This is a genomic window from Acinetobacter sp. MYb10 (genome assembly GCF_002980175.2).
In the GTDB taxonomy this organism is placed as follows: domain Bacteria; phylum Pseudomonadota; class Gammaproteobacteria; order Pseudomonadales; family Moraxellaceae; genus Acinetobacter; species Acinetobacter guillouiae.
Genome location: NZ_CP058272.1, coordinates 2,132,022 through 2,157,313, shown reverse-complemented (window position 1 = coordinate 2,157,313; position 25,292 = coordinate 2,132,022). Strand labels below are relative to the sequence as shown.

The window sequence follows — 25,292 nt, the reverse complement described above, 5'->3', positions numbered from 1 at the left end:
CTGAAAAGCAAATTATTCTTGTCGAATCCATGTCTGACTTCGACCAATCAGCGAAATACCAAGATAGCCACGTAAGGTCAGGCGGTTTCCACTTGCATTTAAGCGGGCTTTACCGTGATAAATTTTTCCTCCACGAGGATCCAGAACTTCACCACCAATATAGTTGTTTGGGTTATTTGGATCAGCTTTTAACTTTTGTAAAATGGTTAAGCCAATAATCGGTTTATTGGTAAAGGGTGCGGGGCAATTGCGACATTGTGTTAAAGCCGGTTCACCAGGTGCAGGAAAATCTTTAATGATTTTGCCGACATAAGTATCATCTTTTAGTTTCTCGATTTGAATATGTGCACGAACATAACCTGTTTTATCATCAACAGTGCGCCATGTGCCAGTGATGTCAGCTGCATGTGTCCAGCTGATCATTCCCAGTAGCATACAACTGAAAATTCCTTTTTTCATAAGCATACCTATTTTCTTTTAAGTTTAAATGTTGTGATTCGTGAATAAAACCTTATTCACGAATCCAAGTTTGACTACGACCAAGTGCAGACACCCCCACATAACCTCTTAACATTAAGCGATTACCGTTTGAGTTGAGTTTGGCTTTCATGGAGTAAATTTTACCTGTAAGTGGGTCAATAATTTTTCCACCGACATAATCTTCTTCACTGGTTTGTTTGAGATTTTTAAGAACATCCATACCTAAAATGGGTTTATTGGTATAAGGCGCTGGACAGTCTATACAGGTTTCTTTTGGAGTATAACCAGGACGTGGGGTAATTTTGATGATTTTACCAGTATATGTGCCATTGGCTTCTTTGCGTATTTCAAGCACAGCTTTAGATGAGCCAGTTTTATCATCGATATTTTTCCAAATACCGGTGATATCTTTTGCCATACTGCTACAGCTTAAAACAGAAAATAATGTCCCTAAGATGAACTTATTAAACCTCATTTATTGATTCCTTATCAAAATGGGGGAAAGAATAGTTCATCTTAAGCTGAATAATTACTCTAGGCAATCATGTGAAAAGTAAACTAAATCACATTTATTTTATAAAAAGTATAAAGGTTGGCAACCAGATGGCTGTGAACACCGCATTTACTGCCATTCCAAAGGCTGCATAACGACCTGCAACCGCGCCACGTTGCCAAGCTTGGGCCGTTCCGATGGCATGTGCAGCCAGTCCTAAAGCCAAGCCAGACGCGCGTTCATCATTAATATTGCGTAAAATAATCGATGAAAATGCGGCCCCAATCACGCCCGATAAAATGACGATCAAAATCACCAATGTGACTGGTGAGTGCAATAAAGTTGCAATATTGATTGCAATTGGCGTAGTCACAGCACGTGTAGCAAAGGCCATAATGGTCGGTTCCGACATATGCAGTAAATAAGCCAAGCTCATGGGTAATGCGACAGCACTGATACTGGCAAACACCAAGATCCCGACAACAGATTTCAGTGGTAAATCATCATAACGCATTGCCGCTAATGGAATAGCCAAGGCCACAGTGACATAACCGAGTAGATGGCTAAATAGACCATTCATATCAGTATTGTATTTTTCATAAGGAATTTTAAAGATCATTAAAATTCCAATCACAAAAAACATGCCAATGACGAGAAGCGGAATTTGAGGAAAGCGTTTATTAATTGGTTTTGCTGCCAAGTAGGCAATTAGCGTGATTAAAAACCCAGTGAGTACACTTAACATATCAGCCTCCTATAGCCACTTCTTCGCCATTTTTGCATAAATCCAGAGTGGAATCAGTGTGCTGACAAACATCACAACCAGAAATAAGGGGATCTCTTTTCCCATACTGACCAGCATGATTAATGAACCCGCACATATCGGTAGGAAAGCAAAGCCACTTTCTCTCATTAATTTATTATTGGTATCGACCAGACGGGCAGGGATTTTTTTGAATCTACGCCATATAACCAGCACAAACAGTAGGCTGAGTAGACCTGTTAAATTGCCCAATTCAGGATGATTAAATTGTGACATCACCAACACAGAAGCTTCACGAAAGAAGATGATAAGTCCTATTGTGAAGATCCATGCTTGCCAATCGATACCTTTTAACTGATCCATGTGTGTTTATTTATAAAAATTGATCTTTCACGTTTTAACCGATTTAGCGCTTTATTTCAAACTCTTCTAACGGCCTTTTAAATTGTTCTGCCTTATTTCCAAGGATTTCAACGAGGGGTAGATGTGCCTGATTGATGAGCTGTTCCAGTTTTTGTGGTGCCATGGCAACCACCAATTGTAAGTTGCCTTCATCATCATAATGCTCAGATTCGATGACGTTAAGATCGTAAAGTTGATTTTTTAACTTGCCATAAGCGGGTTTTAATTGCAGTTCAAAACGTTGAATTTGGCCCATCAAACATTCATGGACCGCTTTACGTAACAAGTCTAAACCTTGTTGTGTATGGGCTGAAACATAAACACGTTCAGGTTGGTGCGGTTTAGCATAAACGATTTTGGCTTCTTCTCCGCTTTGATCGATCTTGTTATAAACTCTTAATATCGGAACATCTGCGCCAATTTCATTTAACACCGTTTCTACAGCATCAATCTGTTCCATGACATCTGGACTACTCGAATCGATGATATGTAACAGTAAAGACGCTTCTAAAGTTTCTTCCAAAGTTGCCTTAAAGGATTCGACTAAAGAATGAGCGAGATTGCGCACAAAACCAACAGTGTCTGCAAGAACAAGCGTGCCAATACCATCCCAATCTAAACGGCGTAAGGTTGGATCGAGTGTGGCAAATAATTGATCCGCTGCATAAACATCACTATTTGCTAAAATATTAAAAAGTGTTGATTTGCCTGCGTTGGTATAACCGACCAAAGATACGGTTGGGATATTGGCTTTTTGGCGAGCAGCACGACCTTGAATTCGTGTTTTTCGGACTTTTTCCAGACGATCTTTGAGCTGTTCCATACGGATGCGTAATAGACGTCGATCTGTTTCAAGTAAGGTTTCACCGGGTCCACGTAGACCAATACCGCCTTTCTGACTGTCTAGATTGCTACGACTGCGGACTAAACGTGATGAAAGATGATCCAACTGAGCCAATTCAACTTGCAGCTTACCTTCATGAGTACGGGCACGCTGCGCAAAAATATCAAGAATCAAACCCGTACGGTCAATCACACGACATTTTAAAATACGTTCTAAATTACGTTCCTGAGCGGGTGACAGTGCTTGGTCGAAAATAACCAACTCCACTTCATCAGCTTCAACTTGTTCAGCAATTTCTTCTGCTTTACCTGAACCAATAAAGAACTTAGGATCGGGTTTAATCCGTTGTACGCTTAAATGCTCTAATATATCCGCGCCCGCAGATTTAGCCAGTAATCGAAATTCTTCTGCATCAAGATCTTCTAAGATTTGAACATTCACACTGACTAAAATGGTTTTTTCACCACCTTGATTTTGATCAAAGTATTCCACAGATTGTAAAACTCAGACATTAGATTAGAAAAATCATTCTAAAGGATATTCCGTGTGAAATCCTAAGCCGTATGCAAAGTATTGCAATAAAATTATAAATATATGAATTTATGGTGAAATCTTAATTTGGGTTTTCCTGTTGTTTTAACGGGGGAGTTAAAATTTAGTAAAAATGTATAGCTGCTTGATGGAGCGCAAATTTTGCTACAATTTAGCGTTGAGGTGATTTGGCTATTCATTTCGCACAGTAAATCAATGTTGTTGTCTTTATGATGAATGCAAGTTGATTTAGATATGTATACAATAGTGTCAGTTTAATATGACATACATTTTGTTTAGTGAATATCTATGACTCAACAACAAGCAATCAAAAAGTCAAAATCATCGAAATTAAGTGCTTTATCTAAAGTCTTTTTGTACAGTAAAAAACTGGTATCAGGAACATCTGCTGTTGCAGAAGGCTTTTATCTGGTTTACCGCCATCAACTCTATAAAGATCCGAATAATCCTAAAAATACCCGTTATGTGCAGTATTTTTGTCGCCGTTTAAGTGAAGTATTTAATGTCGACGTGCGTGTACATGGCGATATTCCGCGTGAACCAGCATTGTGGGTGAGTAATCATATTTCATGGTTGGATATTGCTGTTTTAGGTTCAGGGGCACGGGTATTCTTTTTAGCGAAAGCTGAAATTGAAAAATGGCCAGTTTTTGGCAATTTGGCTAAAGGTGGTGGAACCTTATTTATTAAACGTGGTTCAGGGGATTCGGTGCGTATTCGAGAGCAAATCGCTGAGTTCTTAAGTAAAGATATTCCAGTGTTGTTTTTCCCTGAAGCAACGACCACAGATGGTTCAAAAGTCAAAAAAGTACATGGTCGGATCTTAGGTGCAGCAATCGAAGCCAAGAAACCTGTACAAGTATGTGTGATTTGCTATGTAAATCAACATGGGCAATTAGATACCGTAGTGCCTTTTATTGGTGAAACCACATTTGTCGAACATGTCCAAGCTGTGCTGGAAATGCCAAAGGTTGTGGCGCATCTCAAAACTTTTCCTGCGATTGCAACAGAAGGGCATACGGTTGAAAGTCTGACGCAACAAGTGCAATTGATGATGCAAAAAGGTTTGGAAGATCTACAGAAAGAAGTCTTGCAGGGCTAGGCTTTGCTAAGGATCAAAAGCTTTTAGATTGTTTTAAGTAGAAGCGAACCTAGCTATGTCTCTGTGGTAAATGAGTATGATCTTTTAAGCGTGCATCATTTACCACATGAGATGATGATCATTTAAGGCAAAATGATCAGCTTACATAAAGCCCTCAATTGGCAACCAAGAAATCACCTTAATTCCTGCTTTTTGCCACCACTTCATTTTTGGCTCTTTTCTTAAAGTGACAATGCCTTGAGGCGTTTCTTTGAGCCAGTTGATTTTATTCTGTGAATCTAAAACCAGCTTATAAGCATATTTTTTTAAATTATCGTCCATAGTTTTATGTACAGCAATCGCCAACGGTGGACTATTGATAATGACCCCAATCTCAGTATTTAAGTTGGCTGAACGTGGGTCGAAATTAAATGAGCCAATAAACACTTGTTTATTATCTACAGCCATCAGTTTGGCATGCAAGCTAGAACGGCTTAAGCCTTTTAAGCTAACTTTGGCTTTCTTTGAGATTTCTTCTGAATTGGCATAGAGATTCTCTTCAGAAACGGCAGGCAGAAACTCATAAAGCTCGACACCATTTTTTAATAAATTATCTCGATATTTTGCATAAAATGCATGCACCAACGCGACATCATTGGCTTTAAATGAGTTGGTCAGGACACGTACTTTAACGCCCTCATCTGCCAACTCAACCAGTTTCTTTGCTCCTTTTTTTTGCGGAACAAAATAAGCAGAAATCAGATCGACATTTTGAGTCGGGATATCTAAGCGCTTCACCATTTGGAAGTTAAGATGCTGTTCTTTTTTGGCCTTGGCCTGAATTTTATCAGGAGCATCTTTGACCACCTCTGCTTTGACCCAATCCAGTTGAATATTCTGATTGAGCCACTGATCAAAAGCATGGGTGCGATTACTTAAATTCAAATAATTTTGAACCGTAATTTCTTGGTAATGATGGGTTAATTGTTCTTTTAGGCTGTCATAACGTAAGGTGTAGGTACTGTGATTGACAATATTTCTCACCGGATAAGCGTAGCTATGATTCCAGTATTCGTCAAAGGAGTGGGTAATATCATCTACCGCTTGACCCACCAGCATGACATCTACATCTGAAAATTGGTAATTGTCACTGACGTTATAATATTGATTACTCATATTACGTCCGCCAATTAATGAAATTTGATTGTCAGCAGTAAAGGTCTTGTTATGCATGCGACGATTGATACGTTTTAAATCCAGCACCATGTCGATGGGGCGAATACTTCTAAAACGGTAAGGGTTAAATAGTTTTACTTCAATGTTTGGGTGTTGATCTAAGGCGAGATAAACCCCTTCCATTTGTTTAGCATTATTATCATCAATCAGTAAACGAACTTTAACACCGCGATCTGCGGCTTCAATAATTTTGTATAAAGCCAATGAGCCAATTTTGTCATTGTCCCAAATGTAATATTGCAAATCTAAAGTTTTTTGTGCTTTTTCAATTAAATTGATGCGTGCTGCGATTGCTTCCAGCGGATCATAAAGAACGTGATAACCGGTTAACTCAGGGTTTTGCGCTTTTAATGGAGAAATAATTTGCGCCAAAGGGGTGTCTTTGGTGTCTATATCGTAGGCATATTCGGGTTTAATATTTTCTTGTCGGGGTAGGGTTGAGCAGGCAGAAAGGCTGAGTAATAGGCAAGAACCGATCATCACCCAATATTTTGAAGCATGGTGATTGTGAGCTTTTTGCTGTAATTGGGTATTACGATTGATCGTTCTTTGCATAATATTTTCTAAGATTTCTCAGAGCTAGAGTATAATTGCCTGAGGATATATTGACAATTCGTCGATGTTTGCCGAAATGCAATCCATTTATGAAATGCCAATGTAGCCTTTTCAAAAGATAAATAAAGAGATGACAAGTACACGCGACTTGCGAGATTGAATATGTTTCCAACCCTAACTGTTACATCAATTTTTTATCTCTGCTTCATTGTGCTTGCGATATGGGGAATAAGCCAAGCATGGTTAAGTCAATCTAGAACTGAAACGATCCATCCTTTTAAGTCTTTCGTCCATTTACTGGCATTCTACCTGTCTTATTTATTAATTCCGTTGTTATTTTTTAGCATTTATGCAGGTTATATCGGAAAATTCTCATTACATGAAAGTATTTTTATTTTCTTGCTCAGTGCATTGCTGATTTATGCACGCTTTATTGAACCACATCGGGTTCATGTTCAGCATATACAATATTCGTTGGGGCAGGAGAAAGCCTTTACTCAACCGATTAAAGTTGCGTTGCTTGCAGATTTACACATTGGTCTGTTTTCTGGACATGAGCGTCAGCTTAAAACAATTGTCAAAAAAATTAATTTGGCTCAACCCGATTTTGTTGTGGTTGCAGGGGATTGGACCTATGAACCTGAAAATAAATTGGTTGAAGAACTGGCGATTTTAAAACAGATCGAAGCTCCGGTTTATTCAGTAAATGGTAATCATGATGAGCAGTATCCAGGACCACCGATTCAAGCTTTATTGGCCAGTGCCTTAGAGGCCAATAACGTGATGGATATTGAAGGTAAAATTGTTGAATTTGATGATTTTCGCTTAATCGGTGTCGGGGACTTATGGGCAGGCAAGGCGGATATGCGTTATATGCCTGATTTACCTCAAGACAAGCCGTGGTTAATTTTGTCACATAACCCCGATACGGTAGATATGGTGCCACAGTTGCCTACGCGTCCGTTGATGCTGTCAGGGCATACACATGGCGGGCAAGTTGAATTGCCGTGGTTGACCAGTTATGTGATGAAAAAAGTTTCTATCCTTGGTCATAAACGAGGCTTGTATCAGCATGAAAATGCCGATGTATTTGTCAGTGTCGGTACCGGTATGGTGGGTGTACCTTTTCGGTTTAGAGTACCACCAACCATTGATATTATTGAGCTGAGTTAAATTTCATACTGATCAATCATGTTTTAAAATAGTAAAAGGCTGCAATCCCAATCAAAACAAGAAACCCAATCAATAACAGCATGCTGCTGGACTTATTCTGATGACTCAAGTCTTCCACCCCTGAGGTTTGAACCGAAGCGTGAGTAGGGCTTGTTGAATCATAAGATGAAGACTTTGCTTGTGATGAGGTATTTTGCGTCTGTCCTTGCATAAAATTTTCGGCAAATTTGGATAAAGCATCTGGTTGAGTCAAATCGATTTGGAATTGTTTTTTGATCTCTTGCCAGTCTGGATGTTGATCATTGATTTCAATGGTCTTACCATCCTGATTGGTCATTTTCACCGTACTAGATGAAAAGTTGAATTCAAAAGATTTGCTTTCATTTTTTATATTCGGCATTTCGCCCGATAAAATTTGAGGGTTTGCTTTAAAAGCCTGAAGCGCATCTGGTGATTCATGTAGGATGCGGACTAAATTTTTTGCTGCGGTAGGATCTAGCTGAAGGTGTGCAATAAGGAATTGTTCAGCCTGTTCTGTTTGATGGTGTTCAAGCAGATCAAGCAATGTTTGTAATTGTGTTTGATTCAATTGGTACATACGCACCTCGAATAATTTAAATGATGAGGACAATAGCGTTTAGTTGAATGGCTTTCTTTTGACTGTTTTAAACTTTATTAATCATCCTGCATTGCACATTCAATTTTATTGCCGTGTTAAATTTTATCGCGGTGTTGCATCTTATTGCTTGATAAAAAATTGATAGGCAATCACAGCAACAATCGCAATCACAACAAGCATAAAAATAGGTAAGCCTTTTTTCTTGGTTTGATCTTCAATACCGACAGGTTGGGTTGTCACGCTGGATGGGCGGGGAATTGGTTGAACATTATGTGTCGAATTGACAGCACTATCACGTGCTTTGGCTTTCATCGCAGCAATATAGGCAGCAGCCGAATCATATGTTTCACCTTGTGTAAAATGACGCATAATTTCATCCCATTCAGGATGATGTTCATCAATCAACACTTTTTGATGATCTTGATATAATACATAGATTTCACCAGTTTCAAAATTTGACTGAATTGTCTTATAGCGAGGATGCTGACTGTCATAAAAATCATCATCGAACTGAAACTGATTGATGGCTAAATTGGGATTTTCAGTGAGCTGTTCTACAAAGTCTTTGGCACCTTTTAGCCCAAGGTTTGAATTTTCCATGACCAGTTTAATCGCTTCAATTTTACGATTTTGTTGGATTAGGGAAAGGATGTCTTGTTGAGGAATTTGCAAGTTTATATCACGGGAACTATCACTTTGAGCTGTATCTGCAAATGCGAAGTTGTATGCGTTTTCTGTCAGATTTTCTACATAATCCTTGGCTTCTTTTAAACCTAAATCTGAGTGGTCTTTGACCCATTTAACTGCTTCAACTTTACGACCTTGTTGAATCAGTAACAGAATTTCTTGTCGTTGTTGTGGGTTAAAGTTTGGCATCATGCACCTTTCATTATTGGTTTAATCATCAATGAATATTGATCAACAACAGACCCTGAATCATAGAATTAATTCAATTTTTATTACAAATTGATGCCAAATAAAAGTAGTAATTTGTGTGCGAATAGGCAATATTTTAAAACTGTCATAAAACTTTGCTATTGTAAAAGTCATAATATTTATAACCTTAAAAGAGGGCTTGGCCATGACTCGTGATTTTGAAAAATTCCCAGAAGATGATAACGGTAATCTACTTTGGCAAATGCACGAAGATGGTGATGATTTAGAAGAGGTACATGAAATCGAGTTTTCTGTGTATTTTAAAACACAAGAACTTGCTGAAAAATGTGCAATCTATCTTTTACACGAAGAGCAAAAAATTTCGCTGTATTTGGATGAAGAAGTGCAGCCTAATGAATGGGTGATTACGGTTTATGTTCATCTGATTCCAGACTACGAAGATGTTGTTGATTTAGAGCAATGGTTTAGTAAAATTGCTGAGCAGTTTGAAGGTGAATATGATGGTTGGGGATGTACAACCTATATATTTGATGATGAAGACGATGAAGAATAATGGTCTTTAGACGACGCATATTGTTTTAAAAGCATATCCTTGTTGATATGCTTTTTTTTAAGTTTCAGACTACTCAAACCATACAAATGAAAGCTTTGTACAGCGCTAAACTTGATTTTCAACAACAATAATAGTCAAGGATATGAGTATGAGTAATACGGTAAAGTTGCATCGCGTTTTTAGTGCACCACCAGAGCGAGTCTATAAAGCTTTCTTAGACCCAGATGCAATTGTAAAGTGGATGCCTCCACATGGTTTTACAGCAAAACTTCATCAAATGGATGCAACGGTTGGTGGTTCTTATCGAATGTCATTTACCAATTTCTCTACAGGTACAATCCATTCATTTGGTGGAACTTATGCAGAGCTGATTCCCAACCAACGCATACGATATTTTGATCGATTTGATAATCCTGAACTCGCTGGCGAAATTGAAGTAATCATTGAAATAAAAGGTGTGCTTGTCGGAACGGAAGTCAATATTACCCAGTCAGGTATTCCTAAAGTGATTCCTGTTGAGGCTTGTTATTTGGGATGGCAAGAGTCTTTGCAATTACTTGGTCTCTTGGTCAATCCAACAATTCCAGATCAATAAACTCGCGTGAGTGACCTATAAACTATCGCTATAGATCTGCTTTGGTATTTATATCATTCATCTATCATCCATTAAACGGGCAATACAATTCAATCATTGATTGCCTGAGTAAGCACCAAGCCTCGCCTATGTTTGCAGGCTAAGCTGTGATGGGGGACAATGTGTTTTTATTCCCACATTGTCACTTTACACAACCATATTTCTCATCATTTGGAATAATTTTAGAATAACTTCGGTTCGGAATAACAATGACGATTTATAGCAAACGAATTTATGATGCGGTTTCAGAAACAGATGGTCAACGAATTTTGGTTGATCGTTTGTGGCCACGTGGTATTAAAAAAGATGATGCTAAGATTGACTTATGGCCGAAAGAAATTACCCCGTCCAATGAACTCAGAAAATGGTATCACGAGGATAGCGAAAACCGTTGGGATGAGTTTCAACAACGTTATCGCGTTGAATTATCACAGGTTACAGTACAATTAGAAGAGCTGCGGAAACTTATAGCACAAGGTCCTATAACCTTATTAACGGCGGCCAAAAATCAAGGGCGAAATCATGTCAGTGTTTTGTTGGATGTTCTAAATCATAAAGCCTAGTTTTATTGATCGCGGTTGATTTTAAATTATTCCTTATATTTATTATGGTTTTTAAGTTGATGAAAAATCTTAAAATGCTATGATTGTGATTTGAACCGAAGTTGAGCTTATTATGTCTTTGCCACATTGTCCAAAATGTAATTCAGAATATACCTATCAAGATAGCGATTTATTGATTTGCCCAGAATGTAGTTATGAATGGAAAGATGGCGAGCAAGTAACAGCAGATGACAGCGTGACGATTAAAGATGCTGTTGGCAATATCTTGGCAGATGGCGATTCAGTGACAGTGATTAAAGACTTAAAAATTAAAGGTTCTTCTGCAGTGGTTAAGGTAGGAACCAAAGTCAAAAGTATTCGTTTACTGGTAGACAGTAATGATGGGCATGATATTGATTGTAAAATTGATGGTATTGGTCCCATGAAGTTAAAGTCAGAATTTGTGAAAAAAGCTTAATTTTTTTGAGGTTCATCAATGATCACAGCAATTCAACTGTGATCATTTTTTTGTCTATATCATTTTTCTCGAATAATAATTTTTGAGGTTAGTTCTGCTTTGGAGCGAACGCCCAACTTTTTCATTAAATTTGCTTTATGTACTTCTATGGTCCGATGCGACAGCTCTAATTTTCGTGCAATTTCTTTACAGGTAAATCCATTGACAATCAATTGGGTAATTTCTGATTCACGTTTAGTCAATTTTTGCTTAGAAGACAGCACCTGATCTTTACGTTCAAAATGCCAGACCATCAATTTAAAGGGATCTTCAGGTGTTAAGGTTTGCCCATGGGTATGTGTCCAAAAGATTTCGCCATTTTTGTGCTGCATAAAGCGCTGATCAGAGTAGTAATGGCTTTTTTTTAACAATAAGCTTTGTAATGCATCATTCCCAACCTTTTCATAATCCTCAAGGCTAGGAAAAATTTTGACTATGGATTGCTCAATTAATTCCCCACGCTCATAGCCAAACAGATTGGCAAATGCAGCATTCATTTCCATCATGTGTCGATAACTTAATACAACAATCGGTGCAGGGCTAAAATCAAATGCGATTTTATTATAGTTCATAATAAGCATCCTTACTTAGTATAATAATGAATATAACGCGATAGCGAGAAATAACAAGTATTCGATCGTTGATTTTTTATAATATGATGAAAATTAAATAGATTATTTTTTTAATGTGATGCATATAAATTTAGAGTTTCGAATAGTTTGTAATGGATCACATTTTTTATATTTAACTTTAGTCTATATTGGTAGAGTTTTGTATAAGTAATTGTATTTGATTTATTTATTGAATTTTAAAAACTACTTAAGTAATTAAGGGTGTTGACTGAAAAAAGCAATTGATTCACATTGATGATAAGAAGCACTCAGGTTATTTAGAATTTTTTATTAGGATAAATCAATATTAATCTTGGCTTCTTATTTTAAGTTATTTGTGTAAAAAGAATTAGATCACCTTAATAAATATAATCAGGATGGATTATCTCTAAGGTGATGAATGGATGACAATACTAAGAATTGGGCGAGGTAGCGATGGAGCATATACAAGGATCAAGTCCTCAACAACCGAAAAAGTCTTCACACCGTCTGGCGGGTATCTCCAGCATGGTCGGAACGACAATCGAGTGGTACGACTTTTTTATTTACGGTGCAGCCGCAGCATTAATTTTCAATAAACTGTTTTTCCCCAATCTTGATCCATTAACAGGTGTATTGGCCGCGTTTGCCACATACGCTGTTGGCTTTATTGGACGTCCGTTGGGAGGCATTATCTTTGGTCATTTTGGGGACAAAATTGGTCGAAAAACCATGCTGCTAACCACATTGATTATGATGGGGATTCCTACCGTTTTAATTGGCCTATTGCCAACCTACGAAAGTATTGGATATTGGGCGACATTTTTTCTGGTGATTTTGCGTTTTATTCAAGGTATGGCAATGGGCGGCGAGTGGGGTGGTGCCGTGTTGATGGCTGTAGAACATGCACCTGAGGGTGGCAAAGGCTTTTGGGGAAGTTTACCTCAAGCAAGTGCTGGTGGTGGTTTAATGTTGGCCTCTATCGCATTAGCTTTAGTTTCACTTTTACCCGAAGCAAGTCTATTTAGTTGGGGCTGGCGTCTGCCTTTCCTTGCTAGCATTTTATTGTTAGGTGTGGGTTGGTATATCCGTGTCAAAGTGCCTGAGTCACCAGATTTTGAAAAAGTAAAACAACAAGCACAAGAAGTTAAAGTTCCAGCAATGCAGGTCTTTAAAAATCATCCGCGTGAATTACTCACGATTATCTTTGCCCGTGCTGCTGAAAATGCATGGTTCTATATTGCTTCAACTTTTGCCTTAGCCTATACCACAACCAAGTTAGGTATTCCTCGCCAAGACATTTTGTTTGCAACGATTTGTGGTGCAGGCTTAATCATGGTGATGACGCCATTGTGTGGACATCTATCCGATAAAGTTGGGCAGCGCAATATGTTTATGTTTGGCCTAGTGGTCCTTGCATTGTATTGCTATCCGTTCTTTAGCATGTTGGATACCAAGGACCCAGTCTTGGTATGGACTGCAATTGTTTTAGCAATCGGCGTGGTGTTTCCGATCATGTATGCGCCACAGTCTCAGTTATTTGCTCGACAGTTTCCTGCCGAAATTCGCTACAGTGGCATCTCGATTTCAGTTCAATTCGCAGGTGTATTAGGCGGTGGACTCGCACCATTGATCGCCACCAAACTACTAAGTATTGGTAATGGTAGCCCGCATTTGATTATTACCTACATCATGAGCATGGCGATTTTCGCAATCTTCTGTAGCTTCTTTATGAAGCGTGATGATCTTAGCCCCGCGAGACAACGTAAATCAGTGAAAAGCAAATTGTCTGTTTAATGCAAAGCAGTGATTCAAATCACAGCATTGCAATCAATCATTCAATTTACCACGCTTAATTTTCAGGAATGAATATGAATATTTCCTTTATCAGTCTTGGGAATATGGGGCTTTCTCGCCAAAACGGTCATGGAAAGACCGACTTCAGTAGCATTTTTAATTTAGTTTCAGTATCAGCGTGAAGGAAAAATCAGGATGAATACTTTGATCGGACATTATATTTCAGGTCGTCATATCACAGAAACTCAACATTCAGGCCCAGTATTTAATCCCTCTACGGGTGAAGAAATTGCGCGTTGTGCTTATGGTGATGCAACAGTGATTGATACTGCGGTGAAAGCTGCGACATCAGCAAATGCAAAAAAATGGGCAAAAGCTTCACATGCTACACGCTTGCAAGTTCTATTTAAATTACGTGAATTAATGATTGCCAAAACGGCTGAATTGGCAGAAATCATTGGTCGTGAACATGGCAAAACCATTGCCGATGCAATCGGTGAAATTGGCCGTGCGATTGAAGGAATTGAATTTGCCTGTAATGCACCGCAGATTACAAAGGGTGAATATGCACGTAATGTTGCAGGCGACATCGATGTGTTTTCTGTACGGGTTCCTGTGGGTGTGGTGGGCTGTATTACCCCGTTTAATTTTCCCATCATGATTCCTGCTGTCATGATGGCAATGGCTGTTTCTGTGGGTAATTCAGTAGTTTGGAAACCGTCTGAAAAAGTGCCCTCGGCTGCATTATTTTTTGCAGAGTTATGGAAAGAAGCGGGTCTTCCAGACGATGTATTTAATGTTGTACAAGGGGATAAAGCAGCAGTCAATGCATTACTTGAACATCCTGAAATTGCAGCTGTGAGCTTTGTGGGTTCTACACAGATTGGTGAATATGTTTACCAAAAAGGCACCTCACATAACAAACGTGTTGCAGCATTTACAGGCGGGAAAAATCACATGGTGGTGATGCCTGATGCCGATCTTGAAGCGGCTGCAAATGCCTTTGTTTCAGCAGGGTTTGGTTCAGCCAGTCAGCGTTGTATGGCGGTATCACTGCTGATTCCCGTAGGTGCTGAAACGGCAGATCACTTACGCCAACATATCATAGAAAAAATCAAAGCATTGAAAGTTGGCGCATACAATGATCCGACTGCAGATTTTGGTGCGGTGATTAGTGCGCAATCGCAACAATCTGTTTTAAAGGCAATTGATCAATGTATTGCAGATGGTGCTGAGTTGGTGGTGGATGGTCGTGATTTTAAACATCCAGAGTATGCTAACGGCTATTATATTGGTCCGACTTTATTTGATTATCTATCTATGGATATGGATTTTTATCAACAAGAAGTTTTTGGCCCAGCGCGAGGAATTTTACGCGTCAATAGTTTAGATGAGGCAATTGCTGTGACCAATAGCCATGAATATGGCAATGGTTCGGTGATTTTTACCCGTGATGGAAAGTCAGCACACCGCTTCTTTATGGAAGTTGAGTCGGGCATGATTGGTGTTAATGTGCCTGTACCACTCCCAGTGAGTTATTTTAACTTTGGTGGTTTGCGACGTTCAAAATTTGGTGAGTCGCATTTATATGGTCCAGATGCCGCTCGTTTCTATACCAAGTTAAAATCTGTTTCACAAAAATGGCCTGATCCTGAACAACAAGATCAAGCCATTTCTTTGGCATTTAAAATCACTTAATTGATTCCATGTCGATGATCAGCCAGCAGATGCTGACTTTTTTAAGTGTGAGTGAATGCCAAATATATCGAGTGTTGTGTTCTTTATAATGTTGCACTATGAATAAATCGTCCCGAAAGATTGCATAGATCAAGGACTCAAAGCTGCAAGTCGATTGCACTGTGCAGCTTTGTTCATCCCTTAAATATTATTGGCTTGCTGCAATTCCGATTTTTTTAACATTTAATCGTTGCGCGGCTGCCATCACCATTGCCACATCCTTATATTCAGTCAGTTTATCGGGCTGCACTTTAATCGGATCTTGATCTGATTTCTGTGCAACACCCGCAAATAAAACTTCTAGCGCTTGTTTATTTTCAACAGCTTGATCATTCCAAAAGATTTTACCTTGAGGGTCAATACGTAAGTTGACTGGCTCAGGTGGCTTCTCATTGGTCGGTGGTGGTGCGCCATTGGGCAAGTCAATATTGATCGCATTATTTGGAATTGGGATGGTGATAATAAACATAATTAACAACACCAACATCACATCAATAAGTGGCGTCATATTGACATCTAACATCACATCATCATCGTCTTTATTGGCACCTACATTCATACCCATAAACTGTTCCTTCTCCCGATTATGGTGCGGCAACAGGTGTCGTGACAAAAGCGATTTTGCCGATACCTGCTTGCTTGGTAGCACTAATGACTTCATCAATCGCTTCAAATTTTGTCACTTGATCACCACGAATATGTACCTCTGGCTGTGGGCGTTTTGCTGCCTCAGCCTGTAAACGATTGATCAGTGTATTTTTATCTGCGATATACTTTTCGTTCCAAAAAATATCTCCCGCTTTATTGACCGCGATTTGCACATTAATTGGCTTAGTGACATAAGGTGTATTTTTTTCCTCAGGCAACTTGACTGGAACCGTGTGAATTGCAACGGGGACGGTGATTAAAAATATAATCAGCAGAACCAGCATAATATCCACCAAAGGTGTGGTGTTAATCGCTGAAATTACATCATCTTCGTCACTGCCTGAATTGACTGTCATGCTCATAATAGATACCTCATTTATTTCGCATCACCACTGTTTTTGATCTCGCCACTGAGTAGAACAGTATGTAAGTCAGAACCAAAAGTACGTACATTATCCAATACTGCTTTATTACGGCGGGTGAGCCAGTTATAACCAAGTACCGCAGGCACAGCTACAGCAAGACCAATTGCAGTCATGATCAGTGCTTCGCCGACAGGTCCAGCAACTTTATCAATAGAGGCCTGACCCGAAATGCCAATTGCAGTAAGTGCATGATAGATTCCCCAAACTGTACCGAACAAACCAACGAATGGTGCGGTAGAACCGACGGTTGCAAGAAATGCTAAACCACCACTTAAATGACTTTGAATTTTATCAATTGCACGTTGAATCGACATTGTGACCCAAGTATTAAAGTCGATACGCTCAAGTAGGTTTCCGCCATGTTTTTTGGTTGAGTTAATGCCTTTTTCAGCAATAAAACGATAAGCACTTGCTTCGCCTAGCGTTCCCGCAGCGCCGTCAATTGATGCAGCATCCCAGAATTTGGCTTCAACTTCTTTACCTTGACGCTTAATTTTTGCCTGCTGAATAAACTTGGTCACCATGATGTACCATGTTCCAATCGACATCAGGACCAAGATAAATAAGGTTGATTTAGCCACAATATCACCTTCGCGCCATAGTGCTTCTAAACCGTAAGGGTTGTGAACAGCTTGTGTTGTTGCTGGTTTAGGTGGTGGTGTATGTGTTTCACTGGTTGCTGTATTGGTCGTCGTTACAGTCGCAGGCGTTGCAGTGGTTTCTTCTGCAAATACACTAGATACAGGCAGTAGGGTGCTTGCAGTTAAAATCCCAACAGAAGCAAATAGTCGTACAGATTTCAGCGTTTTATTCATCATTTATCTCCAAATTTTTATTTAATTGATTAATTCAGTACAAATTCATAAGGTATGTCATACCAAGAATCTTGAGGTTCACCATTCTTTAAAGCAGGTTTAAACTTACATAAGCTAAAAGCTTTCGAGGCAGCTTTGTCTAAGCTTTTACTCCCACTCGATTTTTTTACTTTGGCTTCTTTAACCTTTCCATCACTACCCACAAATACCGAAATAAGAACCTCACCTTGCTCTTCGTTTTGTAAAGATTCACGTGGGTAATCAGGTGTTTTACAACCCGCTTCTCCACTCGATACACCTCGTGTTTCACCTGCTGGTTTGGGTTTTGCTGGTTCAGGTTTTGGCGTCGTTTCAGGTTTTGGCGTCGGTGTTGGCTCAGGACTCTCTGAGGTTTTTGGCGTTGCTGTGGGGGTAGGCGTCTGCTTTGGTGTTGGTGTCGGTTTTTCCATTGATTTTTCAGTCGGCTTTGGATCTGGTGTTTTCAATACTTTCTCCACCAACTTTGGCAGTTCTGGTGGCTTTTCAATGGGTTTAGGTTTTTCTGGTTCAGGTTTTTTGTCCTGAATAATCAGTAATTCAACAGGTTCATCCGCTGGTTTTTCAACTGTCTTGGATAAACCTGTAATCAAGCCATAGAGAATGATTAGATGCAGTAAGATGACTGCTCCAATCCCGATCAGGCGTTTGGAAGAATTATTTTCTAATTCTGAAAAATTCTTGCCCATTGCTACTCCTGAAATGAGAGACAAACAATAAATAGTAAAAGAGAGACGATAAAAAAATTCTGTTCAATTCTTTTGTTTGGCTAAGTGAATGAATCAATTTCGCAAACACCGTGACTAGGTTAGATCTAGACCATGTTTGCAAAATGCCTAATTAGAATTTGTAAGTTGCTCTGACGTAATATGCGCGACCTGTTGGGTCTGCATAACTGGAGTCATAACCATATTGGAAATTATCCTTCACGTTGGATGCAGGCGGATCCTGGTCAAAGATATTTTTGATCCCACCAGTAAGTTCTAAGTTCTTGAATCCACTATAAGTGCCCGCAATGTTATACAGGATGTAATCACTGACACGATGGTTGTCATATTTGGCTTCACCAATAGAATTTGAGTCTTTATAACCACGACTAAATTGTTGCTCAAAGATCATTTTCCAGTTGTCGTAACTCCAATTGACATTGGCAACATGTTTCCAGCGTGAATAGACTTGTTGGTTATAATAGCTACCTGCACGGCTGATCCATTCACCGTCTTTTTCTTCTTGTTTGTCATATTTAATGACATAGGTCCCATCAATACCAAAACCAAAACGCCCTGTTTTAGTCACAGGTGTGAGATAGTTCAAACTTAAATCAACCCCTTGAGTTTTAATTCCACCCATATTGATCAAAGTCGTACTCACATATTTGATCCGTCCATCTGCATCACGGACAAATAAACTTGAATATTTGTTTGGGTCAGCAAAAATAATTGAATCGGAAATCGTATCGATCAAATTATCCACTTTGATGTTGTAGTAATCTGCTGTGAATACCAGATTTTTGATTGGCTCAAACACAAGCCCAGCAGTATAAGATGTTGACTCTTCAGCTTTTAAGTCGGGATTTCCGCCTTGCATACGTTTAAATTGAACTTTACATTCTGTTTGGTATTCTGGTTCAGTTGGGGCGCCATCTGGGCAGAGTACTGGGTCATTGTATTTTGGACCAGTGTAGGTTTGGCTCTGTGGTGAGTTGATTTCGTATAAGCTTGGTGCACGGAAACCTGTACTGTATGAGGTGCGGAACATCAATTGCTTTAACGGTTCCCAACGTAAAGCGACTTTTGGATTGAAGGTATCGCCAAAGTCACTATAGTCATCATAGCGTGCTGCAAGTTGCGCTTCTAAATTGGCTAAAATCGGGATATGTAATTCAGTGAATACCGCAGAGATATCTCGATCACCTTTACTCACAGGTTTATCTGGATCTGTACCACTACCAGGTACTTGTCTGACGATCTCAGCATTAATTTTTTGATCCCAATTTTGTTTGGTAAAACTTCCGCCTAAGGCAAATCCAACCTCACCTGCGGGTAGTGTATAGATTGGACGAGATACGGTGACATCAAATGAGGTTGAGTCTAAGCTGGCTTTATTGGTATCTCCTTTAACCTCAAAGGATTTCCAAATATTAGCATCGGCTGAAGGGCCAAATGGATTGAGTGAACCATTATTTAAAGCGGCCTGAACCTTACTTTGATTGAGATAACCCGCATTAAAGCTATCTGTTGCTTCACTTTTTGCATAGGTTAAACCGGCATTGATATCCCAACCATAGGCTTCACCTTCAATTCCTGCAAATGCACGATGTGAATCATTGATTGTTTTACCTGAGCGATTTCCACCTTGTGAACGCAGATAGAGTTGTAAATCTCCATCGCTGAGTCCATTCACTGCAGGGACAATGCCTTTACCAGGATAATATTGACTTGTCGAGGGTAGGGTGACCGAACGGCTATATACATCGGGTGCAACTGAAGTGGTGACCTCATTGCGCGAGAAGATATATTCTCCAATCAGATTAAATTTATCTGAAAGTTTAAAGGTTCCACGACCAAGCGCTGAAATTGTTTCAACTTCTGGGGTAATCCCAATTAATGCTTGGGTATTGAGATAACATAATCCGCCATCTGCAACGACATTAGGCGTGTTATTACAATTTGTATTGCCATATGGATTTGCCAAAATATTATTTTTTGGATCAAGAAAATTTGCAGGGAATCCATTTATTGAACTGGCATCTAGACCGAGTTCAGGGATCACACCACCACGGCGACTGATCTTGCGGTCTTTTGCCATGATATTGTTGGTTTTGCGATAATCGACTACACCGTAAACGTTAAAGCCTTGTTCATCCAGATCACCATAGCCCCCAAAGATGGAAATATCTTGTTTATCACCACCACTGGCTTCGGGCTGAGTTGCACCCACACTGATGTTGAGGCCTTCAAAGGATTTTTTGGTAATAAAATTGACCACACCACCAATTGCATCTGCACCATAAACCGCAGATGCACCATCACGAAGGACTTCGATACGTTCAACCATTGCCATTGGAATAATATTAAGGTTGGTGGTTGATGTACTAAACGGACTATAAGCTAAACGACGACCATTCAATAAGACCAGTGTTTTATTTGTTCCTAAACCACGTAAATTGGCTGATGAACCCTCGGTATTACTTCGCCCGATGTTTTGAGAGGTAGAAAAACCAGCTTGGTTTGAACTGACTTTGGTCAAGGCTTCTTCGACAGTGGTTACCCCTTGTTTGGCTAAATCTTCACCTTTAATAATCGTAATGGGTGAAGCACTTTGAGCTGCAACCCCTTTAATTGAAGACCCTGTAACTGTGACTTTGGCTACTTTTGTTGGCTGTGTTGTTTCTTCAGTTTCTGCTGCATGCGCTAGCGATAGGCACATCATACTTAGACTAAGCGTACTTAATTTTAGTAACGTTTTCCCCATCGTTGGCGATCCCAAAGTGCAAACATTTTTGTTTACTTTCATATTTTCAGACATCCGTTTTTTTTTGTACTTAGCGATATTGCTGCATTGCTTTCTAGCAATTCAAGTGCCAACTATCTAATTATATGTTTTAAAAATATACAAAAAAATGATAAGAATTTACGTGACTAGTGTTTAATCTTCTTATTCATCCGTGACTTGATAGTAGAAAAATAAGTTTGGAAATAGACCTGATTAATGTTAATACAATATGAAGATGTGGTTAAAAAACACTCAAAAGGTTTTAGTTTTTCTTTATATTTATTTGTTAATTAAAGAGTTTAACTATATTTAATGAGTGGTATAACTATTAATTATGGCTTTATTTTTGCTATTAATTATTTTAAATCAAATAATTAATTTGATATTTATAGTGTTTGATAAAATAAGTGATCAATTTTGGAACGTGTGTGTACTTAAACTGTGCATTATGAGTAGTTCTGATAAACGATATCTGAATTTAATATTTAGATTGATACTGAAGATGACGATAGGATGTCAATCACAGATAATTATTGAATAAATGTGATTTTATTACGGTAAAAATAAACAAAATTTAGAAGGGGTAAGTGTAGTGGCATGATATTCGCTTTGTATTTAATACTGTTATATCGTTCAATTTTTCACTATTGTTAATTTAACGTTCTGGTTCGGCACCAAAGCAGCAATCGACAGGATGATGGTGCTGCCAGTATTCTGTTTAAATAATTTGATGAATAAAAATACATAGGTGTGAATTTGGAATCCAAGCTTTTACAATTTGCGTTGTTGGTCGGTGCAATGGGTTGTGGGGAAATGGCGATTGCGAAAACGCCTGCACAACCGAATAAAATCCTGAATTTGGCTTTTGAAGCACCAGATGATGGTTTTGATATGGTGAAAACCTATAATTTCTACAGTGGAAATATTGCAGAGGCGATATTTGAACCCTTACTCAAATATGATTACCTGGCTCGTCCCGTGGTATTGGTACCCAATACGGCACAAGCATTGCCAAAAATAGAACAAGAGGGCAAGGTCTATACTTTTAAAATTCAGCCTGGCATTTATTTTACCGATGATCCTGCGTTCAAAGGCAAACGACGTGAATTGACTGCCCAAGATTATATTTATTCGATTCAACGTGTGAGTGATCCGAAAAACCATTCGCCTACCTATTCTTTTATTGATGGCAAAATCCAAGGCTTAGAGCAAGTGGTTGCCAATGCGAAAAAGACAGGCAAGTTTAATTACGATGCGCCCATTGCAGGGCTTAAAGCTTTAGACAAATACACCCTACAATTCACCTTAACCCGTGCAGATTATAATTTTCCTTATATTTTGGCCTATGTCACTTTTAGCGGAACAGCGCGTGAAGTTGTTGAGTTTTATGGTGATCGTATCGGGCAGCATCCTGTAGGTACAGGCGCTTATCAACTGAGTAAATACGTACCACGCAGTAAAATTGAGCTGGTGGCAAATCCTGACTATCGTGGCTTTATTTGGAATTATAAATCGACAGGAACGGCATGGGATAACCAACTTGTCAAAGAAATGTCAGGTAAAAAAATGCCCCAAGTCGGTAAAGTTGTCGTGAGTATTATTGAGGAAGAACAGTCAAGGTGGTTGGCATTTAAGTCAGGCCAATTGGATTTTGACAAATTAACCTCAAATGCGGTTCCACAGGCTTTAAACGGCACACAATTAAAACCAGAACTTAAACAACAGGGCATTCAACATTTTCCCAATAAAGACCCTGAAATCACCTATACCATGTTCAATATGAAAGATCCGATTGTGGGTGGTTATAGTCTAGACAAAATAGCACTACGCCGTGCCATTACATTGGCATATAACCAACAGGAAGCGATTAAGCAACTTTATAAAGGTCAAGCGGTTAGAGCTGAAATGTTGGTACCAGATGGGGTGCAAGGGCACAATGCTCAATATAGAAGTAGTATTGCCTATAATCCGATATTGGCCAATAAATTACTGGATCGATTTGGTTATAAGAAAGGCAAAGATGGTTATCGAACTTTACCCAACGGGCAGCCGTTTACCTTGAAATATAATACTGAAAATAGCTCAAGCTCAGTCATTCATTCTGAGTTATGGAAGAAAAACTTAGATGCTATTGGGGTGCGTGTTGAATTTAAGGTCAGTAATTTTGCCGATAATTTAAAAGAGGCCATGCAGTGTAAACATATGATTTGGGGTGGAGCATGGATTGCTGATTTTCCTGAAGGAGAAAATTTTGCCCAATTGCTTTATGGTCCGAACTCAGGAAAAGGAAATTTAAGTTGCTATCAATCTAAAGCTTATGATGCACTGTATCAGCAAGCGTTAACTTTACCGCCACAACAACGAACGCCGTTTTATGAAAAAATCAGTCGGCAGATAGAGGCAGATAACCCTTGGATTATTCATAGTACCCGTATTCGCAATTGGCTGTTGCAACCACAAGTTCAAGGCTATAAAGCACATCCAATGATCAATACCGTTTGGCAATACCTTGATGTTCAGCCAGTTAAAAAATAACCAGATGAAGTTGAATAAAATGATGAAGGATGATTTAAAGCAAAAGTTAAAGCAGATTGGGGTCAGTGCATTCTTGGGCGGTATGCTCCTGACAGGCACGATGAATGTATTTGCCAAAAGCCCAGCGGATCCAAATAAAGTTTTACGTTATGTTTTCCCCGTTGCAGAAACGGGTTTTGATCCAGCAGGCACACAAGATCTTTATTCTGCGCATGTGCATAATTCAATATTTGAAGGCTTATATACCTACGATTATTTAGCAACACCCGCCAAATTAGTTCCCCGTACCGCAGTGAGTCTGCCTGAAGTCAGTGCTGATGGTTTAACCTATACCTTTAAAATTCAAAAAGGTATTTATTTTGCCAAAGATCCTGTATTTAAAGGCAAAGCCCGTGAATTAACCGCGCAAGACTATGTTTATTCTTATAAACGGTTGCTAGACCCAAGTTTGCATTCGCCCAATAGTTGGTTGTTTGATGACAAAATTCTAGGCATGGACAAAGTGCTTGAGCAAGCAAAAAAAACAGGCAAGTATAATTATGATCTACCAGTTGCAGGACTTCAGGCCACAGATCGTTATACCTTGGTGATTAAACTGAAACAAGTTGATCAAAACTTCCCAATGTTGTTGGCACATCAACCAGCTGGTGCAGTGGCACGAGAAGTGATTGAACACTATCGAGATCGGTCTGGCTTTGCCATGGCCCATCCTGTGGGAACAGGTCCATATGTCTTGGCAAAATGGACACCTGGCTCACGGATTATCCTGAAAGCCAATCCAGATTATCGTGGTTATGTTTGGGATTTCAAAGCATCCACGCCAGAAGATCAAAAAATTGTAGATGCGATGAAAGGCAAAAAAATGCCGCAAATCGGTGTGGTCGATATTCAAGTGATGGAAGAATCACAATCACGCTGGTTATCATTTAGTAAAGATGAAACTGATTTATTTGTGCTGGATGGTGATCTCAGTGTTCAAGCCATCCAAGACGGTCAGCTTAAACCCGAACTTGCCAAAAAAGGTATTCAACTTTCCCGTATTGCCGATCCTTCAATTGATTATTATTACTGGAATATGCAAAACCCTGTTGTTGGTGGTTTGAGTAAAGAAAAAATTGCTTTACGCCGTGCCATGGCAATGGCCTTTTCACCTGATAATCAAATTAAGATTTTGATGAAGGGTGATGCACAACGCTTACAATTCCCCATCCCTTATGGGGTGATTGGGCATGATCCAAACTATAAAACCAGTATTCCTTATTCTGTCAAAGCGGCCAATTTACTGTTAGATCGTTATCATTATAAGGTTGCTGCCGATGGCTGGCGTACTTTGCCGAATGCCAAACCCTTACTGATTGAATTAACTGTTTATGGAAATAGTACACGTAGTCAGCAAAGTGCTGAATTTTGGAAAAAGACTTTAGACAATATCAAGGTCAAAATGACCACCAAATCCTTGCCTTTTGCGGAAGGTTTAAAAGCTGAAAAACAATGTAAAACCATGTTTAAGGGATCAGCTTGGATTGCAGATTATCCCGATGCAGATAACTTTATGCAGCTGTTTTATGGAAAGAATATCCATGCAACCAATAGTGCATGCATGAAAATTCCTGAATATGATCGCTTATATGAACAAACCCAAAAATTGAAACCGGGTCCTGAGCGTGATGCTTTATATCATAAGATGGCGCGGATATTAGAAGTGTATATGCCGGTACAAATGGCATCGACGCGTTATCGCAATGCTTTGGCGCAACCGCGTGTCATCGGCTTTAAAAAGCATCCGATTATTCCATCGGAATGGATGTATTTTGATATGAAAAAATAACCTCTATCAAAAGCTTAAAAATAAACAGATTGAAATTTGAAAATGA

At 39.1% G+C, this 25,292-nt stretch carries 24 protein-coding genes; 10 read left to right on the top strand and 14 right to left on the bottom strand.

Going from position 1 to position 25,292, the window contains the following annotated elements; genetic code table 11:
• Positions 1-12 precede the first annotated feature (12 nt).
• The 5 genes from CQZ96_RS10015 to hflX form a co-directional block, all read right to left on the bottom strand.
• Positions 13-459, bottom strand: coding sequence for a DUF2147 domain-containing protein (locus tag CQZ96_RS10015; RefSeq protein WP_105713403.1), 447 nt, complete (start codon positions 457-459; stop codon positions 13-15).
• A gap of 52 nt (positions 460-511) precedes the next feature.
• Positions 512-955, bottom strand: coding sequence for a DUF2147 domain-containing protein (locus tag CQZ96_RS10010; RefSeq protein ID WP_004722935.1), 444 nt, complete (start codon positions 953-955; stop codon positions 512-514).
• Positions 956-1,049: 94 nt separating this feature from the next.
• On the bottom strand, positions 1,050-1,718 hold the full coding sequence (locus CQZ96_RS10005; protein WP_004722933.1) for an LrgB family protein: 669 nt from the start codon (positions 1,716-1,718) through the stop codon (positions 1,050-1,052).
• A 9-nt stretch (positions 1,719-1,727) separates the two neighbouring features.
• Positions 1,728-2,099 carry a hypothetical protein gene (locus tag CQZ96_RS10000; protein ID WP_004722931.1) on the bottom strand — a complete coding sequence of 124 codons (372 nt, stop codon included), beginning with the start codon at positions 2,097-2,099 and terminating at the stop codon, positions 1,728-1,730.
• A 43-nt stretch (positions 2,100-2,142) separates the two neighbouring features.
• On the bottom strand, positions 2,143-3,474 hold the full coding sequence (gene hflX / locus CQZ96_RS09995; RefSeq protein ID WP_004722930.1) for a ribosome rescue GTPase HflX: 1,332 nt from the start codon (positions 3,472-3,474) through the stop codon (positions 2,143-2,145).
• A gap of 348 nt (positions 3,475-3,822) precedes the next feature.
• On the opposite strand from hflX, the gene CQZ96_RS09990 reads away from it, so the two are divergent.
• A complete protein-coding gene (locus tag CQZ96_RS09990; RefSeq protein WP_105713267.1) occupies positions 3,823-4,635 on the top strand; it encodes a lysophospholipid acyltransferase family protein in 813 nt (270 codons plus the stop codon).
• Between the two features lie 141 nt (positions 4,636-4,776).
• On the opposite strand, the gene CQZ96_RS09985 is transcribed toward CQZ96_RS09990, so the two are convergent.
• A complete protein-coding gene (locus tag CQZ96_RS09985; RefSeq protein WP_004722927.1) occupies positions 4,777-6,405 on the bottom strand; it encodes a phospholipase D family protein in 1,629 nt (542 codons plus the stop codon).
• 162 nt (positions 6,406-6,567) lie between these two features.
• On the opposite strand from CQZ96_RS09985, the gene CQZ96_RS09980 reads away from it, so the two are divergent.
• Positions 6,568-7,578: a metallophosphoesterase gene (locus CQZ96_RS09980; protein WP_105713266.1), complete on the top strand. Its 1,011-nt coding sequence runs from the start codon at positions 6,568-6,570 to the stop codon at positions 7,576-7,578.
• Between the two features lie 16 nt (positions 7,579-7,594).
• On the opposite strand, the gene CQZ96_RS09975 is transcribed toward CQZ96_RS09980, so the two are convergent.
• Both CQZ96_RS09975 and CQZ96_RS09970 read right to left on the bottom strand, forming a co-directional pair.
• Entirely contained in the window at positions 7,595-8,176 is a 582-nt protein-coding gene (locus tag CQZ96_RS09975) for a hypothetical protein (protein WP_056514736.1), read from the bottom strand.
• Between the two features lie 141 nt (positions 8,177-8,317).
• On the bottom strand, positions 8,318-9,076 hold the full coding sequence (locus CQZ96_RS09970) for a hypothetical protein (protein ID WP_228722796.1): 759 nt from the start codon (positions 9,074-9,076) through the stop codon (positions 8,318-8,320).
• A gap of 202 nt (positions 9,077-9,278) precedes the next feature.
• On the opposite strand from CQZ96_RS09970, the gene CQZ96_RS09965 reads away from it, so the two are divergent.
• The 4 genes from CQZ96_RS09965 to CQZ96_RS09950 all read left to right on the top strand — a co-directional run bounded on the left by CQZ96_RS09965 (position 9,279) and on the right by CQZ96_RS09950 (position 11,301).
• On the top strand, positions 9,279-9,647 hold the full coding sequence (locus CQZ96_RS09965) for a ribonuclease E inhibitor RraB (protein WP_004722917.1): 369 nt from the start codon (positions 9,279-9,281) through the stop codon (positions 9,645-9,647).
• A gap of 148 nt (positions 9,648-9,795) precedes the next feature.
• Positions 9,796-10,242 (top strand): SRPBCC family protein, encoded by a 447-nt coding sequence (locus tag CQZ96_RS09960; RefSeq protein ID WP_004722915.1) that lies wholly within the window; start codon positions 9,796-9,798, stop codon positions 10,240-10,242.
• Positions 10,243-10,490: 248 nt separating this feature from the next.
• Complete coding sequence (locus CQZ96_RS09955; RefSeq protein ID WP_004722913.1) at positions 10,491-10,844, top strand: DUF488 domain-containing protein; 354 nt, start codon at positions 10,491-10,493, stop codon at positions 10,842-10,844.
• Between the two features lie 112 nt (positions 10,845-10,956).
• Positions 10,957-11,301 (top strand): zinc ribbon domain-containing protein YjdM, encoded by a 345-nt coding sequence (locus CQZ96_RS09950; protein WP_034610071.1) that lies wholly within the window; start codon positions 10,957-10,959, stop codon positions 11,299-11,301.
• 59 nt (positions 11,302-11,360) lie between these two features.
• On the opposite strand, the gene CQZ96_RS09945 is transcribed toward CQZ96_RS09950, so the two are convergent.
• Complete coding sequence (locus CQZ96_RS09945; RefSeq protein WP_004722910.1) at positions 11,361-11,912, bottom strand: LuxR C-terminal-related transcriptional regulator; 552 nt, start codon at positions 11,910-11,912, stop codon at positions 11,361-11,363.
• 474 nt (positions 11,913-12,386) lie between these two features.
• On the opposite strand from CQZ96_RS09945, the gene CQZ96_RS09940 reads away from it, so the two are divergent.
• Complete coding sequence (locus tag CQZ96_RS09940) at positions 12,387-13,727, top strand: MFS transporter (RefSeq protein ID WP_105713265.1); 1,341 nt, start codon at positions 12,387-12,389, stop codon at positions 13,725-13,727.
• A 195-nt stretch (positions 13,728-13,922) separates the two neighbouring features.
• Positions 13,923-15,425 (top strand): CoA-acylating methylmalonate-semialdehyde dehydrogenase, encoded by a 1,503-nt coding sequence (locus CQZ96_RS09935; protein ID WP_105713264.1) that lies wholly within the window; start codon positions 13,923-13,925, stop codon positions 15,423-15,425.
• Between the two features lie 187 nt (positions 15,426-15,612).
• Here CQZ96_RS09935 and CQZ96_RS09930 read toward each other — a convergent pair whose 3' ends face one another.
• The 5 genes from CQZ96_RS09930 to CQZ96_RS09910 form a co-directional block, all read right to left on the bottom strand.
• Positions 15,613-16,029, bottom strand: coding sequence for an ExbD/TolR family protein (locus CQZ96_RS09930; RefSeq protein WP_105713263.1), 417 nt, complete (start codon positions 16,027-16,029; stop codon positions 15,613-15,615).
• A gap of 19 nt (positions 16,030-16,048) precedes the next feature.
• Entirely contained in the window at positions 16,049-16,474 is a 426-nt protein-coding gene (locus tag CQZ96_RS09925) for an ExbD/TolR family protein (RefSeq protein ID WP_034610077.1), read from the bottom strand.
• A 14-nt stretch (positions 16,475-16,488) separates the two neighbouring features.
• Positions 16,489-17,355: a MotA/TolQ/ExbB proton channel family protein gene (locus CQZ96_RS09920; RefSeq protein WP_105713262.1), complete on the bottom strand. Its 867-nt coding sequence runs from the start codon at positions 17,353-17,355 to the stop codon at positions 16,489-16,491.
• A 26-nt stretch (positions 17,356-17,381) separates the two neighbouring features.
• Complete coding sequence (locus CQZ96_RS09915; RefSeq protein WP_105713261.1) at positions 17,382-18,077, bottom strand: energy transducer TonB; 696 nt, start codon at positions 18,075-18,077, stop codon at positions 17,382-17,384.
• A 151-nt stretch (positions 18,078-18,228) separates the two neighbouring features.
• Positions 18,229-20,904: a TonB-dependent receptor gene (locus CQZ96_RS09910; protein WP_218619754.1), complete on the bottom strand. Its 2,676-nt coding sequence runs from the start codon at positions 20,902-20,904 to the stop codon at positions 18,229-18,231.
• A gap of 723 nt (positions 20,905-21,627) precedes the next feature.
• On the opposite strand from CQZ96_RS09910, the gene CQZ96_RS09905 reads away from it, so the two are divergent.
• Positions 21,628-23,418: an ABC transporter substrate-binding protein gene (locus CQZ96_RS09905; RefSeq protein WP_416377033.1), complete on the top strand. Its 1,791-nt coding sequence runs from the start codon at positions 21,628-21,630 to the stop codon at positions 23,416-23,418.
• Positions 23,419-23,437: 19 nt separating this feature from the next.
• Complete coding sequence (locus tag CQZ96_RS09900) at positions 23,438-25,246, top strand: ABC transporter substrate-binding protein (protein WP_416377031.1); 1,809 nt, start codon at positions 23,438-23,440, stop codon at positions 25,244-25,246.
• Positions 25,247-25,292: the final 46 nt, after the last annotated feature.

Bases quoted from the DNA above. Each gene is read 5' to 3' on its own strand.
- CQZ96_RS09935 (WP_105713264.1), top strand. From the start codon at position 13,923: ATGAATACTTTGATCGGACATTATATTTCAGGTCGTCATATCACAGAA.
- CQZ96_RS09945 (WP_004722910.1), bottom strand. From the start codon at position 11,912: ATGAACTATAATAAAATCGCATTTGATTTTAGCCCTGCACCGATTGTT.
- CQZ96_RS09930 (WP_105713263.1), bottom strand. From the start codon at position 16,029: ATGGGTATGAATGTAGGTGCCAATAAAGACGATGATGATGTGATGTTA.
- CQZ96_RS09960 (WP_004722915.1), top strand. From the start codon at position 9,796: ATGAGTAATACGGTAAAGTTGCATCGCGTTTTTAGTGCACCACCAGAG.
- CQZ96_RS09975 (WP_056514736.1), bottom strand. From the start codon at position 8,176: ATGTACCAATTGAATCAAACACAATTACAAACATTGCTTGATCTGCTT.
- CQZ96_RS09955 (WP_004722913.1), top strand. From the start codon at position 10,491: ATGACGATTTATAGCAAACGAATTTATGATGCGGTTTCAGAAACAGAT.
- CQZ96_RS09965 (WP_004722917.1), top strand. From the start codon at position 9,279: ATGACTCGTGATTTTGAAAAATTCCCAGAAGATGATAACGGTAATCTA.
- CQZ96_RS10010 (WP_004722935.1), bottom strand. From the start codon at position 955: ATGAGGTTTAATAAGTTCATCTTAGGGACATTATTTTCTGTTTTAAGC.
- CQZ96_RS09950 (WP_034610071.1), top strand. From the start codon at position 10,957: ATGTCTTTGCCACATTGTCCAAAATGTAATTCAGAATATACCTATCAA.
- CQZ96_RS09985 (WP_004722927.1), bottom strand. From the start codon at position 6,405: ATGCAAAGAACGATCAATCGTAATACCCAATTACAGCAAAAAGCTCAC.
- CQZ96_RS10015 (WP_105713403.1), bottom strand. From the start codon at position 459: ATGAAAAAAGGAATTTTCAGTTGTATGCTACTGGGAATGATCAGCTGG.
- CQZ96_RS09970 (WP_228722796.1), bottom strand. From the start codon at position 9,076: ATGATGCCAAACTTTAACCCACAACAACGACAAGAAATTCTGTTACTG.
- CQZ96_RS09900 (WP_416377031.1), top strand. From the start codon at position 23,438: ATGATGAAGGATGATTTAAAGCAAAAGTTAAAGCAGATTGGGGTCAGT.
- CQZ96_RS10000 (WP_004722931.1), bottom strand. From the start codon at position 2,099: ATGGATCAGTTAAAAGGTATCGATTGGCAAGCATGGATCTTCACAATA.
- CQZ96_RS09990 (WP_105713267.1), top strand. From the start codon at position 3,823: ATGACTCAACAACAAGCAATCAAAAAGTCAAAATCATCGAAATTAAGT.
- CQZ96_RS09920 (WP_105713262.1), bottom strand. From the start codon at position 17,355: ATGATGAATAAAACGCTGAAATCTGTACGACTATTTGCTTCTGTTGGG.
- CQZ96_RS09915 (WP_105713261.1), bottom strand. From the start codon at position 18,077: ATGGGCAAGAATTTTTCAGAATTAGAAAATAATTCTTCCAAACGCCTG.
- CQZ96_RS09940 (WP_105713265.1), top strand. From the start codon at position 12,387: ATGGAGCATATACAAGGATCAAGTCCTCAACAACCGAAAAAGTCTTCA.
- CQZ96_RS10005 (WP_004722933.1), bottom strand. From the start codon at position 1,718: ATGTTAAGTGTACTCACTGGGTTTTTAATCACGCTAATTGCCTACTTG.
- CQZ96_RS09980 (WP_105713266.1), top strand. From the start codon at position 6,568: ATGTTTCCAACCCTAACTGTTACATCAATTTTTTATCTCTGCTTCATT.
- CQZ96_RS09925 (WP_034610077.1), bottom strand. From the start codon at position 16,474: ATGAGCATGACAGTCAATTCAGGCAGTGACGAAGATGATGTAATTTCA.
- CQZ96_RS09910 (WP_218619754.1), bottom strand. From the start codon at position 20,904: ATGAAAGTAAACAAAAATGTTTGCACTTTGGGATCGCCAACGATGGGG.